Source organism: Planctopirus sp. SH287 (assembly GCF_056500625.1).
On the sequence record NZ_CM151403.1, the window covers coordinates 2432268 to 2446667 of the forward strand.

Below are 14400 nucleotides of genomic sequence, written 5' to 3' on the forward strand. Positions count from 1 at the left end.
GGATGAGGGAGAGTCTGTGGCTCTCGATGAGGGGTTGTTGATGGCTTTCAGTAAGGCGGATGGTTAAATCCCCCTCACCCCAGCCTCACTCGCAAGCGGGAGACGGAGTGTTTTCGGACAGGCTCTTGGTCATTCGCAGTCTCGATTTATTGAATCAATCGTGGCATGATGCAGAGCCATTGACGCTGCGCCTAGACTTCCTTGATCTCTTTTCCGAGTTTTGCCACATGCTGAAGACAACGCTCATCCATCCCGAGATTCTGAGTGTTCTGGCCCGTGCGGGACATCATGCAAAAATAGTGATTGCCGACGGAAACTATCCCGCTTCAACGACAATGGGGCCAAACGCCAAGCTGGTTTCGCTGAATCTCTCTCCGGGAATAGTGACGGTCAATCAGGTGCTGGCTGCGATCCTCTCCACGGTGCCGATCAATCATATTCACACGATGGGAATACCGTCGGATGACCCTTATGCCATGGCTGGTGACCCTCCTGTGTGGAAAGAATTTTCCGCGACCATCAGTGATGCCGGGCAGTCGATTCCGCTGACTTCGATCTCTAAATGGGATTTCTATGAGGCTGTGATTTCGCGGGATCATGTCCTCACAATTCAGACGGCGGATACAGCGCTCTGGGCCAATCTGTTGCTGGAAGTGGGTGTGCGAGAAGCTTGACACTCCCTCATTTCCTACATTGAATTCGCAAAAGAAAAACTCCGATTTACCGGCAAATGTTTATCGAGATAGCGGGTGGAAGCATGCAGTATCGTGAATTGGGAAAAACGGGACTCAAACTGCCAGTGATTGGTTTTGGGGCCTCGTCTTTGGGCCAGGAGTTTCGCAAAGTCGATATCAACGAGGCCATGCAGGCTGTCCGTGTCGCGCTCGATGAAGGAATGAACTTCATCGATACGGCTCCGTTTTATGGCCGTGGGATGTCGGAAGTGTTACTGGGTCTTCTTTTCAAAGACGTTCCTCGCGATTCCTACATCTTGCAAACCAAACTGGGGCGATACGACGCGAACCACTTTGATTTCTCGGCGAAACGGGTTCAGGAGAGTGTTGACGTCAGCCTGCATCGTCTGGGCACCGATCATATTGACATCATGATCTGCCACGATATTGAGTTTGTAGACATCCAGCAGATCATCGACGAGACGATTCCCGCACTGCGTCAAGTTCAGCAGTCAGGCAAGGTGAGATTCATCGGGATTAGTGGTTATCCGCTGATGAATATCACGCGAGTGCTCAAAGAAACGCCGCTGGATGTTGTGCTGTCGTATAACCATTACACACTTCAGAACACCAGCTATGGGGAGATGGTTCCTTACCTCAAGGAACGAGGTGTGGGGATTGAAAATGCGGCTCCCTTTGCCGCTCGACTGCTTTGCAATGACCCTTTGCCTGTCTGGCATAAAGCCACACCACAAGTCCGGGAAGTTGCGGCAAAGGCCGCGGCCCACTGTCGTGAACGGGGAACTGATCTGGCAAAGCTGGCGCTGCAGTTTTCGATTCACAATGAAGACATGACGACCTGCATTGCCGGGACTGCAAACCCGGCTCGAGTCTCGGAATGGTGCCGCTGGGCGGATGAACCGATTGATGAGACGCTGTTGTCAGAGATTCTTGCCATCCTTAAACCCATTCATAACTGGGCACATGTGGAAGGAAAGCCAGAAAATAACGAGCCAGCTCAAACACGATTTGTTAATGGCGAATTTGTCGCCACTTAGAGTCTGTCCGAAAACGCTCAAACCCTTCTCCCTCGAGGGAGAAGGTGGCCGTAGGCCGGATGAGTGGATTGGCATTGGCTTTGAAAAACACAGCTGGTTCATCGGCCCTCACCCCGGCCCGCAAGCGGGAGAGGAAGTGTTCTTTAAGCAGCTGACTTTACCAGTTTTCGGCGATGGGCGTACCACTTGACGCCTTCGTCCGCCAGCACACCTAACAGTAAGACTGAGCCAATGGTGACGAATTCAAGCGTTGTGGGGATTCCCAGCATGTTGTTGGCATTGTAGAGAGTTCGTAGCAAGACGGCACCAATGACGACACCCGCGACAGAACCTTCACCACCCCGCAGGCTGCAACCGCCCAACACTGCCGCCGCAATGGCATATAGCTCGTAGGAATTACCGTGCGAGATGGGCTGCATGGAATTCACATCAAACGCCAGCAGAACACCGCCAATGCCAGCAATTGTGGAACAGATCATATACGCCAGCAGCTTCATCTGATTGGTATTAATGCCACTGAAGCGGGCGGCTTGTTCATTACGGCCAATGGCATAGAGATAGCGTCCCCAGACGGTCTGGTTCAAAAACACGGCTGCAACAATCGCAATAATCGCCATATAGACGACGGGGATCGGTAATTGATAATCCCCGAAGAGAGGGATTTTATAGCGAGAGATTTCCAGTAAAGAATCGAACTTGTTACCAAAGCCCTGATTGGCGTCGCCCGTAATCCAGCGTGCCAGTCCGCGGTAAATTAATAGTCCACAGAGCGTCACCACAAACGGCTGTAGTTTGGCCTGAGTAATCAGCAAGCCATGGAGTATGCCGATCAGTGCCGCGACACCGATGACAAAAGGGATGGCAATACCGGGGTTCCAGTGGTACCTCACCACGAGGAAGGGTAGAAGACACCCCACCAGTCCCACGACGGAGCCGATTGAGAGATCGATTCCGCCGGTGATAATCACGAACATGGCCCCAATGCTCAGAATGGCAAAATAGGCTGACCATTGCGTGACATTGGAGACGTTTCGGGGATTCAGAAAGGCGGGTTCGGCCATGCGTGTCACGATGATGACAGCAATGAGCAGGCCGAGAATTCCCAGTATTCGCTTCATGCGAGGCTTCCCCCGGTTGCCAGAGCCATAATGGCGGATTCACTTAGTTGTTGTCGTTGGAGTTCACCCGCAATTTGTCCCTCGTGCATGACCAGGGTGCGGTCAGACATGCGAATGACTTCTTCCAGATCACTAGAGACAAACAGGATTGCCAACCCCGTGGCGGCCAGTTCTTCCATGATCCGATAAATTTCCTGCTTGGCCCCGACATCGACACCACGGGTCGGTTCATCCAGCAGTAAGACTTTGGGTTGGGAAAGGAGCCATTTGCCCAGCACAACTTTTTGTTGATTCCCTCCTGAAAGAAACTGCACGGCCAATAAATCGGTGGCTGTTTTCGTGCGGAGAGAGGAAATCATCTGCTGGCTATCGGCTGTCTCCCGTTTGCGATTGATGAAAATGCCGCCGGTCGCTGTTCGGCCCAATGTGGCCAGTGTGTGGTTGTGCCTGACGGGCATTTCCAGAATTAGACCTTCTCCTTTGCGATCTTCGGGAACCAGTGCCACGCCAGCCTGCATCGCTTCACGAGGCGAGTGAAGCGGCGTGGGTTGACCGGAAATGATCACTTTTCCTGCCAGTGGCCGATCAATGCCAAAAATGGCCCGCAGCAGTTCTGTCCGCCCTGCCCCGACCAACCCGGCCATGCCCACCATTTCACCCGCGTGCAGTTTGAACGTGCTGGCCGCCTTTGGAAACGCTTCGGTAACGATGCCTTCCGCACGAAAGACTTCCGGCCCAGGTGCATGTGAGGTGCGTTCGGCTCCGGTGGTCAGCGCGCGGCCGATCATCATGGAGACCATCTTCTCACGCGAAAGTTCGCACCGAGGTATCTGGCCGACATACTGGCCATCGCGCAATACCACCACGCGATCTGCCAGCTCAATAATTTCGCTGAGGCGGTGCGAGATGTAAATCACGCAGACCCCTTCAGATTTTAACTTGCGAACCACCTCGTAAAGCAATTGGGTTTCGTGGTGCGAGAGGCTGGCTGTCGGTTCATCCATGATGAGAACGCGCGCACTGATGGAGAGGGCTTTCGCGATCTCAACCAGTTGCTGTTGGCCTGTCGAAAGGTCACCCAGAATGGTATCGGGCGAGCATGCCAGGCCAACGCGATTGAGCAGTTCTCGGGATCGTTGGCGAATGGTTGCCCGGTCGATCATGCCAAAGCGTGTGGGTTCTCGCCCCAGAAAAATGTTGGCCCCCACATCCAGGTTTTCGGCCAGGTTTAACTCCTGATGAATCAGGACGATGCCCCGGTTCATCGCGTCGCTGACCTCGCGAAATGCCATCACTTCACCATCGACCCGCAGTTCGCCGCTGTCTTGTGGCTGGACACCCGCGAGGATCTTCATCAGCGTGCTTTTGCCTGCGCCGTTTTCACCAAGAATGGCGACAATTTCGCCCGGTTCAAACGAGACACTGACCCCGGCAAGAGCTTTACAGCCTGGGAATTCCTTGACGATTCCTTCTGCTGCAAGAAGTGGGAATTCACCACGCACTCTGCCCGAAGCTATGGTTTCTGGTGCGTGGCCAGTCTTTACCACCGCGGGTGTGGTCGCTGCCGGAGATAGTGATGATGATGTCAGCTGGCTGACCATGGCATTACTTGCCTTCCACTGGCTGGCTGGCGGCTACGGGTTTGCCAAGAAGCAGCTGATTGAGTTCCTTCCAGAATTCATCCACATTGGCTTTGGTGATTTTACGAGCCGGGATGTTAATGAATTTGTTTTCGGGAATGCCGGACTTATCACCGGCCTTGATCTTGTCGAGCATCATGATGGACTGATAGCCATACTGATAAGGGTTTTGCACACAGCTGCCATACATCACGCCATCACGGATTCCCTGGAGTGTGCCGTCATCTTCGTCGAAGCCGAGAATCTGAATTTTCCCAACCATCCCGGCATCCTTAACGGCGTCGATCAGCTTGGGAGGATTGTAAGCAAACAGCCCGACCATGCAGTTTAAGTCTTGATAGCGAGTGATGGCGTCTTGAGCGAGAGCCTTGGCTTTCACGAGGTCAAAGTCATCGGTCCGCGTGTCGAGAATGGTGTATTTCCCGCCGGTAATCTCTTTTCCAGGTTCGTCGTAACGCTCGGGATCAACGGAACGATCCAGCAGTTCGTCAATAATTCCCTGACGGCGCTGCTTGGCATTGAGTTGCCCCAGGCGTCCCACAAAGATCATGACTTTCGCTCCATCGGGTAGCGCTTCCTTGATCATCTCGCCACATTGACGTCCCGCGATGTAGTTATCCAAGCCGATGTAAACAAGCCGATCGCTTTGGGGAGCATCTGAGTCGTTCGTGATGAAAATGGTCTCCTTGGCAATTTCCGCCAGAAGATCGCCCTGATTTCCCGGATCGATGGGCGAGATCGACATCCCATCGACACCAACGGTCAACAGTTCCTGAACCATCCGTTTCTGATCAACCACGCCATCAGGCGGATGACGAACTTCGACTTTGACATTCTTGCCAGCAGCAATCAGATCTTTTTCTGCCTGCCGGACACCGGCTTCTGCCACATTCCAGAACTCGGCCACGCCATTGGTGACATAAGCAAACTTGATCGGCTTGCCTGCACCTGATGTTCCCGCAGGCTTCGATTCGCAACCGCTGGCGAAGAAGAGGCCGCAAGCGACGAGAAGCCCGCCCAATTGACGAGTCAGTGGATGGCTCAAAGAATAAGACCCGAGATGTGACATGTTGACAACTTCAAAGAAGGAACGGCGTGATGGGATTTCCACTGCCGGTGCGATGATGAACGGCTGCTGCTTCGTATCTGACTATTGATAACGTCAGATTGCAACAACAGATTGGTATTCTTTAACGCGTGGTGGCTGTGACGTCGCTGACGAGCTTCAAAACCGGCAGATTGTTTCCGAACCGCACATGATCCTTGAGCGTCCAGACCACCTGTTTATCAGGCGTCACGATCAAGGCATGAGGCTGATCATCTCCACCATGGCAATTGACGATCAACGTGTTGCCATCAGGGAGTCGCTCAACCATAGTGACCCAGCCCAATTTGATTTTTGGAAGTTCATTCTCAGTGACTGACCAGGCAATTTCTTTGGCAGGTGTCACTTCAATGACGCTGTGCCCATTGCCAGTGCCAATGAGCGTATTTCCATTCGGTAATCGCTCTGCAGAATAGAGAGCCGTCCCCGTGGAATAATCCCAGACGACTTTGCCAGAGGCGTCGTATTCCCGCACGGTCTGATCTTTTTCATGACAGACGAGGTAGTGGCCATTCTCCAACTTGCGAGCGAGCCGGCTGTCGCGATGGACATCCCGGTTGTTGACGACCAGAGGGATCTCCTTGAGCATTTTTCCGGCACGATCGACTTCCAGAATCCGGGCAGGCCCACTTTCGACGATCATTGTCGAACCGTCGGGCAACCTTTGAAACGCATGGACCTCGACCCGTCGGTCAGCGTTGCCGGGAGACGACTTGGCATCATAACTCCAGACGGTTTCCCCCTGACCGTTTAATTCGACCACCGTTTGAAAGTTGATCTGCGTCAGGAGATGACCATTGGGCAGAATCTGGAGGTCATGGACGTCGCGGATCGTTTTTTTCCAGACGTCGGCATTGTCTGCTCCGACATGCGCCAGCGTCTTCTTCGAGTAATCCGCCGCAATGTAACTGCGGGGTGTTCCCGTTTGTGTGGGGTGTTCTGCGGCAACCAGCAAATGAGGACAGGAGAGCACCATTGCCAACACGGCGAACCAGCGGTGCAGAGTCGGGCGAAGCATGGAGTGTGCCTTGCGGTGAGTTCGTTGTGGAAATTCAGAGTGGCGAATGGCATCGAGACAAGAGACAGAAAAGAAATTCGATATTCCAGGATCGGACATGATCACCTGACCTGACGAATATCACCCCTCAGATGGCAACCATGGCAACGTTGGGCAGCATCTAATCCAAAGCATAACCGTGACACGACACTATGCGATGATTTGCTTGATTGGCTCGGCTCCTTCAACCCCCACGAGCTTCTGGTCAAGACCACCATAGAAGAACGAAAGACGGTTTGGATCGAGACCCAATTGATGGAGAATTGTGGCGTGGAGATGCTTCACATGAAAACGGTCTGAGACGGCTTCGTTGCCCAGTTCGTCGGTTTCTCCCACGCTCATGCCACCCTTGATGCCGCCACCCGCACACCACATGGTGAAGCCCGCCACGTTGTGGTCGCGACCGGTTCCTTCCTTGTATTCGGCAATCGGCTGTCGACCGAATTCGCCACCCCACACAACCAATGTGTCGTCCAACAAGCCGCGGGCTTTCAAATCCTTGAGAAGACCGGAGATCGGCTTGTCAGTGCGACCTGCGTGCAGCGTATGATTCTTGACCAGATCGCCATGGGCGTCCCAGTTTGCGTCATTGTGATTGCCACCCGCATAGACCTGAATAAATCGCACTCCACGTTCCACCAATCGACGAGCCATCAGGCATTGACGACCGAAGTATTCGGTTTGAGGATTATCCATCCCATATGACTTCAGAGTGTCTTGTGTTTCCTGCGAGAAATCGGTCGCTTCAGGAGCCGTAGTTTGCATCTTGTAAGCCAGTTCAAAGCTGGCAATACGTGCTGCGAGATTGGAGTTCTCTCCGCGAGTGGCCTGATGTTCCTGATTATATTCGTTGATGGTGCCGATGAGTTGTCGCTGAACGTCATCGGTGATGTGCTCAGGGGGAACGAGATCCAGAATCGCTGGGCCTTTCGAGCGCATGACCGTCGCCTGATAACTGGCGGGCATAAAGCCGCTTGACCAGTTTTTGGCACCGCTGATCGGCCCGCCAGAGTGATCAAGCATTACCACGAAGCCGGGCAGGTTCTCATTAACCGTTCCCAGACCATAGTTGACCCAGGAACCCAGGCAAGGGTAACCGCTTTGGATCTTCCCCGAGTTCATTTGCAACATGGCTGAACCATGCACAGGGGCTTCGGCAGTCATCGATTTCAGAAACGCGATATCGTCCACACATTCGGCAAGGTTGGGGAAGAGATCGGACACCCATTGGCCTGATTCGCCGTATTTTTTGAAGTTCCATTTTGGCCCGACGATGCGGCCTTCATTCCGGGCACCGCCGCGTCCCTTGGTCTTCACGGTAATAGTCTTGCCATCGAGGCCGTAAAGCTTGGGTTTGTAGTCGAACGTATCGACCTGGCTGGGGCCGCCGTACATAAAGAGGAAGATCACACTTTTAGCCTTCGGCGTATGGTGCGGTTCTTTAGGAGCGAGCGGGTTCACAAAAGGCGTCACGCCATCTGCACCAACAGCCTGTTTGGCAAAGAAGCCATCCTTTTCCAACAGGTCGGTCATCGCCAGAGCAGAAAATCCCGCACCGGCCTGCCAGAGAAATTCCCGACGAGTACGGCCACAGAAGTTGCGAATGGGGGCTGTCATGAAGTTTCCTCCGACTGTCGGATTTCATTGAATGCAGTGAACCGCGATGCGAAGCTGTGCGATGCTGTAGGTGCTGTGCGGTGGATTTCAGGCTTGATCTGAGTTGAAAACAGCGGTTTTAGTCGAGATAGACAAACTCATTGAGATTGATGGCGACGAGACAAAAATGCTCCAGAGCCTGTTCAGGGGAAACCTGTCTTTGATCACGGAGCGAGGTAATCAACTTCACCCCACGGGCCACTTCGTCTGTCGTCGGTGGACGCCCCATGGACAGAGTCAGCCCATGAATCACGCAACGTTCCAAGGATTTGTCTGACCAGTCATCGACTTGCAATTCTTTCCGAATGCGGCTGGCCAGCTCACGAGCCTGCTGGTTGTAGAAAGCGCTATTCAGGCTGGTCAAAGCCTGTGTTGGTTGTGTGGTAGCAAAACGAATCGGGCAGGTGGCATCTGGATCAGGAAAATCCAGGCTGGAAAGTGTCGGGACAAGCAGCGAGCGTTTCACATGGATATAGACACTCCGGCGATTCTGCTGCTCAGGAGACGATTGACCCCACCCCTGTCCAGGGTTGGATTGTCCGGCCAGAACTTCTTTTGCCATGGCGGTATAAACGCTGGGGCCGCCCGTTTGCAGATTAAGCTGGGTGGTGATTGCCAGCAGGCCATCACGCACTTCTTCGGCGGAGAGTCGTCGCATTTCAAAGTGGGTGTAGAGATCATTCTGTGGATCAGCAGCGAGTTGTTCCGCCGTTGGCCGGGACGACATCTGCCACGCATAGGAATTGAGAATCAATCGATGGATGGGCTTCATCCGGAAGCCTCCTTCGATGAATCGCATGGTCAACCAATCGAGCAATTCTGGATGAGTGGGCAGATCTCCCTTGAGTCCAAAATTGCTGGATGATTTCACAATCCCGCGACCAAAATGCATTTGCCAGAGACGGTTCACCATGACTCGAGCGGTCAGAGGATTCTCTTTTGATGCAATCCAGTTGGCCAGCACCAGTCGTCGGCCCGAAGTTTTCTGACCGGGGACAATGGCTGGCATCTGCGGAATGCCGTCCGAGATGACGGAGAGGAACTGAGGTTCCACGGGATCACCCGGCGTCGCGGGGTTACCACGAATCATCAGAGGTGTCACACGCGGTGGCATCTGGCAATTGTTGACCGACAGCACCATGTCACGAGGCGGCATCTCTTTCTTCTTGAGTTGCTCGTGCTGAGCCTTCAGATCCTGGTAGTGGGCATATTCACTGGCATTCAGGTGGCTTTTCAGCTTTTCCCGAAGAACTTTTTTGCGTTCATTCCCTTCGGTCTTGCGCTGATCTTCCCCCTTCATTTTAAGAATTGCGGCTTGCTCAATATCATGCATCTGGCGTTCAAGCTTCCGCAATGAATCGTCTCGCTCTGCATGGGCAGCGATCACTTCTGGACTGCTGACGTCCATCTGACTCCAACGGGAGTTCATCTGGTCGCCACGATTGGCATAAGACTGAACGTCAGCCATGAAAGCCAACATGCCGAAATAGTCTTTTTGTGGCATCGGGTCGAGTTTGTGATCATGACAGCGGGCACAGCCAATCGTCATCCCCAGCATGACCTGGCCGGTCGTGGAGACGATGTCATCCATTTCGTCATAAAATGCCTGTCGTTGATCAGCGGGTTCGTCATCCCAGGCATTGAGCCGATAAAAACCGGTGGCAATGATTGACTCACGTGTTTTGTCGGGAAGTTCATCTCCAGCCAGTTGTTCAATCAAAAAACGGTCGTAAGGTTTATCTTTGTTGAATGCGTCAATCACATAGTCACGATACTTCCAGGCGTTCGGCTTGGGGTTATCGCGCTCAAAGCTGTTGGTTTCGGCATATCGCACCAGATCGAGCCAGAAGCGGCCCCATTTCTCGCCGTATTGTGGCGACTCCAGCAGTTCGTCAACAACCTGGCTGAAGGCCTCGGGAGAGTTGTTTTGAACAAAGGCCTCCACTTGAGTTGGTGTGGGTGGCAAACCAATGACATCGAAATAGAGCCGGCGAATTAAGGCACGCTTTTCCGCAGGCCCCACGGGATCCAACCCGGCCGCTTCCATTTTTGTGAACAGAAATCGATCAACATCGTTCCTGGCAAGAGAATCAAACTTGCTTGTCACCGGCTGAGGATTCGAGACCGGACGGAAGGCCCAGTGGGCTTTTGTCTCGGCATTGACCTGCGGTGGCCCCTCATGGACAGGCATTACGATCGGTTCTTTGGGAGCCGGCATCGGAGCGCCACGTTTGACCCATTCGAGAACCAGGGCAATCTGGTCAGCGGGGAGCTTCCCCGATGGTGGCATTTCATAGGTTTGAAAGTTAATCGCATCGATCAACAGGCTTGATTCGGGCTTTTCCAGATCGACACTTGGGCCACTTTCCCCTCCTTTAAGAAGATGATCACGACTGGCCAAAGAGAATCCACCACGAAACTTCGAGCCTAACCCATGACATTCATTGCAACTCCTGGCAAAGATTGGCGAGATCTTCTCCTGGAAAAACGCCAGATCATTGTCAGAAAATTGCTGAGTCTGAACCGACTCGCTCTCTTGCGAAGGTTGAGTCTCATCGGCGCGGGCTTCAGGCGTCAACGAGGAAGGCGGCATCAGCAGCCCTCCCATCGCACCAACAGCCAACAGGCCGAGAACAGCCCCTGCGAGCCACAACTTCGACCTTTGCTTCTGAGCGACTGCGGGAACAGCCTCAGGCTCTGGCGAAACGATCTCTGATGCAGGGGGACGGCGGAACTGCATGGGTAGGTGTCTCTTTAACCAACAGAAACCAACTGAGTAACGAACACTTTAAGGCAAATGCTGAACAGGTTTGCCCTCGGAAATTCGTCACATGTCGACGCTGGGGAAATCAAAAACAGGGGGGAAGGTCTTCAGGACTCTCTTCGATGATGGCTCTTGCCATTTCACCTCAAGCAGCCACATCTCCATAATGGCAAATCTTTTAATACGAAATCCACTAATACGAACTCCACAGTCCAAACCTCAAAAGTCTTTTGCACAAACATCCAAACGCAAAATAGTCTCTGTTTCATGCTGACTTGGGACTCGTTCAACTTTGTGAGTCGCCAACCCAAGTCAGATCACAGGAACATATTCACCTCCACTGATTATTGACCTGAGGCACTCGGCAGGACAATGAGAATCAAAGTCAATTTATTAAGTTTGGTTGCGATGTCAGTAAGTCTCCCAGTGCCACCCGTGATTCTGACAACAGGAATTACGCTGCAAGAAATTGCCACAAAATGGGTTACGACCAGACACCCCATGTGAGTTTTTTTGCACAGAAACCCGTGAAAAAAGTCTGGTGAGAGGAATGAGAAATCCTGAATCTTGAGAACCATTCCGTTTTATGGGATGGTCAGCAGACAAAATGAGCAAGTGGCTCCCCAAGCTCACGAAACAAATGACAACCATCACCCCCGTTTTGAGCGGATGGGAGAGGGATTTTGAAATCGAATTCTCGCAAACGCGTGGCACTGGTGATTGAAACATCGCTGGCCTATGGACGATCTGTCTTAAGAGGCATCTCGCGATATCTCGTTGCGAACCAGCCATGGTCAATGTATCTCGATCTGCACGAGCTAATGGCCAAGCCCCCCGAATGGCTGGAAAGTGCGGAGATGGACGGGATCATCAGCCGCTCAACCACCCCTGAGCTGGCCCAGTCACTCCTCAGCCGCCGGATCCCTACGGTCGACATGACCGATTTTCGGCTCCATAAAGACTTACCACATATTTACACGCACCATCGGGCGGTGGGGGAAATGGCTGCTGCCCATTTGCGAGAGCGTGGCTTCCGACATTTTGCCTACTGTGGATTTTCCGATCATCAATGGTCAACCGAACGTCGGGATGGCTTTGCCGAAGCGGTGGCGGGGAGTACATCGTTCCATGTTTTTGAATCCCGCTGGCAATCTCCCTCCAGTGAAACATGGGCACAGCAGCAGCTGGAAATTATCAGCTGGTTAAATCGTCTTCCCAAGCCGGTCGGGATTATGGCGGCCAACGACATGCGTGGGCATCATGTGCTGGATGCCTGCCGCCAGGTTCATTTGCCGGTTCCTGAAGCAGTGGCGGTGATCGGTGTGGATAACGATGAAATCTTGTGTGAATTATGTGACCCGCCTTTATCCAGCGTGGTTCCAAATCCGGAACGCATTGGATTTGAAGCTGCCGCCATGCTGGATCGGATGATGGCCGGCGAGCCTTGGCCAACCGAATCGTTGTACGTTCCTCCGATCGGGATTGTGACCCGGCAATCGACCGACATTCTGGCTGTGGATGACCCACTGGTCGCCAGCTCATTGAAAATCATTCGTGAAGGCGCCTGCCATGATCTGACAGTAGATCAGATTCTGGCCCGCGTGAACGCTTCCCGCAGCGTGCTCGAGCGACGCTTTCGCAAACATCTGGGACGCTCGCCTCAAGAAGAGATCCGGCAGGTTCAACTGAAACGCGTTAAGCAACTGCTGGAAGAGACGGAACTTCCTCTTAGCCGGATTGCAGAACTCAGCGGGTTTCAACATGCCGAATACCTGAGTGTCGTTTTCAAACGGGTGGTCGGCATGACCCCCGGCACCTATCGCAAAGACGCTGTCCTCAGGCAAGGAAAACGAACCTGATCGCCGGGCCGCATTTTTCCGGAAACCGGCGCTGCCGACCAAATTGTCTGCAAGTTTTTTCTGTGAGCGGTAACAGTGATAACGAAAGACAGGTCAAGATGACCATCTTCAGTATCACTTGGGATCAATTCACGGATGGCAACGACTTCCAGAAACGAGAGCGAGGCAGGCGTGGCTGAGCATGTGAGGCGAACTCTTTCGCTTCACGAGCGCTGGCTGTGCCAGGTTCTTTCTGTTCGCTCGGGAGAACCGGCAGCGGTCGCAGAGTTGTTTCAGGAACTTGCACTCGCGGTAATCAAAGCGGTTCAACAGTCTTCCCTTGAAGCGTTGAAACCCGCCTGGCTACACACTGTCGCTGTGCGAACCGCCTTGCGCCATCGCCGTCAGCATGGCCGCCGACGACGCATGATGGATCGTTTGACGGATGAGCGGCAAACTTCAGGGACAGAAAAATTCCCTGATCCTTTAGGACTATTAATTGCCCAGGAGCGACAAAAACTGGTGCAGGTCGCCATGAGTCGACTCCTTCCTAAAGACAGTGAACTCCTGGTTCTGAAATACACCCAGGGATGGAGCTATGCGGAGATTTCATTGCATGTGGGGCTGACTGAACCACAAGTTGCGACCCGGATCCATCGTGCCAGGAGCAAGCTTCGTGCACTCCTGGCCAATCATGTTTTGGCTGAGGCTGCCCAATGAATTTAATAACCGACAATTCGGGCGATGAGCTGCTCGAAAGATTGATCGATAACGAATTGACCATCGCCGAAGAGCGGCAATTTCTGGCATCGATTGAAACAAATGACGAATGGCGAACCATTGCCCTGGCGCTCCTGGAAGATCGTGTGATCGCGCGGGCCATTCAAGCAGGGGTTATCACAAAAACGCCTATTTTCTCCAGCCACAGCAACGGCCCAGATAACGTGAAAACGCTGAGTCCTGCGATCAAGCCAATCCGCCAAATCCAGGGCCGCATGTTGCTGGCCGCCGCAGCATTGATGCTGCTCTCGTTTGGTTGTGGTTGGTTGTCATCCAGGACTCAGGCCGACCCGACGTCATTGCAGTTAGCAGCCCATCAGTCATTTGCTGAACCTCTCATTGATGACGCGTCGCGGAGCATGGTCAATAACTGGCCAGAGGCTGTTGATCGGCATGAAGACGACCTTGAGGCCCCTTTGGCAAATGAAGTCCAGGTCATGTTCGCTGAAGGAAACGAAACGACTGAACCCATGGTGGTCAGCGTCATTGAAACACCTGATTTCAGTCAGTTGAAAGAGTGGGAAAACACTTCCTGGAGTGACGAGCAGAATCTCACGGGAAAGCTGCAATCAGCATTGGATCCCCATCAGTGGGATGTTGTGAAACGTGATCAATGGATCGAGGTCAACCTGGCCGACGGCCGTCGAGGATTGATGCCCGTACGTGATTTGGTGATGGTCGCCCGAGAGACGCACGAATAGCGCCCAGGG

The 14400-nt window shown here is 53.2% G+C and carries 11 protein-coding genes; 5 read left to right on the forward strand and 6 right to left on the reverse strand.

Going from position 1 to position 14400, the window contains the following annotated elements; genetic code table 11:
* The first annotated feature begins 227 nt into the window (after nt 1–227).
* Nucleotides 228–674, forward strand: a complete 447-nt coding sequence (locus SH287x_RS09125; protein ID WP_479518392.1) for an RbsD/FucU family protein — start codon at nt 228–230, stop codon at nt 672–674.
* An 83-nt stretch (nt 675–757) separates the two neighbouring features.
* Nucleotides 758–1732, forward strand: coding sequence for an aldo/keto reductase (locus SH287x_RS09130; protein WP_479518393.1), 975 nt, complete (start codon nt 758–760; stop codon nt 1730–1732).
* A 143-nt stretch (nt 1733–1875) separates the two neighbouring features.
* Here the strand turns inward: SH287x_RS09130 and SH287x_RS09135 are convergent, their stop codons facing one another.
* From SH287x_RS09135 to SH287x_RS09160, 6 genes are all read right to left on the reverse strand, one after another.
* Nucleotides 1876–2850, reverse strand: coding sequence for an ABC transporter permease (locus SH287x_RS09135; RefSeq protein WP_479518394.1), 975 nt, complete (start codon nt 2848–2850; stop codon nt 1876–1878).
* Nucleotides 2847–4451 (reverse strand): sugar ABC transporter ATP-binding protein, encoded by a 1605-nt coding sequence (locus SH287x_RS09140; RefSeq protein WP_479518395.1) that lies wholly within the window; start codon nt 4449–4451, stop codon nt 2847–2849. The genes SH287x_RS09135 and SH287x_RS09140 overlap by 4 nt, the downstream gene beginning before the upstream one ends.
* A 4-nt stretch (nt 4452–4455) precedes the next feature.
* Nucleotides 4456–5559, reverse strand: a complete 1104-nt coding sequence (locus tag SH287x_RS09145; protein ID WP_479518396.1) for a sugar-binding protein — start codon at nt 5557–5559, stop codon at nt 4456–4458.
* A 121-nt stretch (nt 5560–5680) separates the two neighbouring features.
* Nucleotides 5681–6613 carry an aryl-sulfate sulfotransferase gene (locus SH287x_RS09150; protein ID WP_479518397.1) on the reverse strand — a complete coding sequence of 311 codons (933 nt, stop codon included), beginning with the start codon at nt 6611–6613 and terminating at the stop codon, nt 5681–5683.
* Nucleotides 6614–6802: 189 nt separating this feature from the next.
* On the reverse strand, nt 6803–8269 hold the full coding sequence (locus tag SH287x_RS09155; protein WP_479518398.1) for a DUF1501 domain-containing protein: 1467 nt from the start codon (nt 8267–8269) through the stop codon (nt 6803–6805).
* A 118-nt stretch (nt 8270–8387) separates the two neighbouring features.
* Nucleotides 8388–11048 carry a PSD1 and planctomycete cytochrome C domain-containing protein gene (locus tag SH287x_RS09160; RefSeq protein ID WP_479518399.1) on the reverse strand — a complete coding sequence of 887 codons (2661 nt, stop codon included), beginning with the start codon at nt 11046–11048 and terminating at the stop codon, nt 8388–8390.
* Nucleotides 11049–11755: 707 nt separating this feature from the next.
* Between SH287x_RS09160 and SH287x_RS09165 the strand changes: the two genes are divergently transcribed.
* The 3 genes from SH287x_RS09165 (at nt 11756) to SH287x_RS09175 (ending at nt 14391) form a co-directional block, all read left to right on the forward strand.
* The gene (locus SH287x_RS09165) at nt 11756–12931 is read left to right on the forward strand and encodes a XylR family transcriptional regulator (RefSeq protein WP_479518400.1); all 1176 of its coding nucleotides are present in this window, start codon (nt 11756–11758) and stop codon (nt 12929–12931) included.
* A gap of 135 nt (nt 12932–13066) precedes the next feature.
* Entirely contained in the window at nt 13067–13630 is a 564-nt protein-coding gene (locus SH287x_RS09170) for an RNA polymerase sigma factor (protein WP_479518401.1), read from the forward strand.
* Nucleotides 13627–14391 carry a hypothetical protein gene (locus SH287x_RS09175; protein ID WP_479518402.1) on the forward strand — a complete coding sequence of 255 codons (765 nt, stop codon included), beginning with the start codon at nt 13627–13629 and terminating at the stop codon, nt 14389–14391. Before SH287x_RS09170 ends, SH287x_RS09175 begins: the two co-directional genes overlap by 4 nt.
* Nucleotides 14392–14400 lie beyond the last annotated feature (9 nt).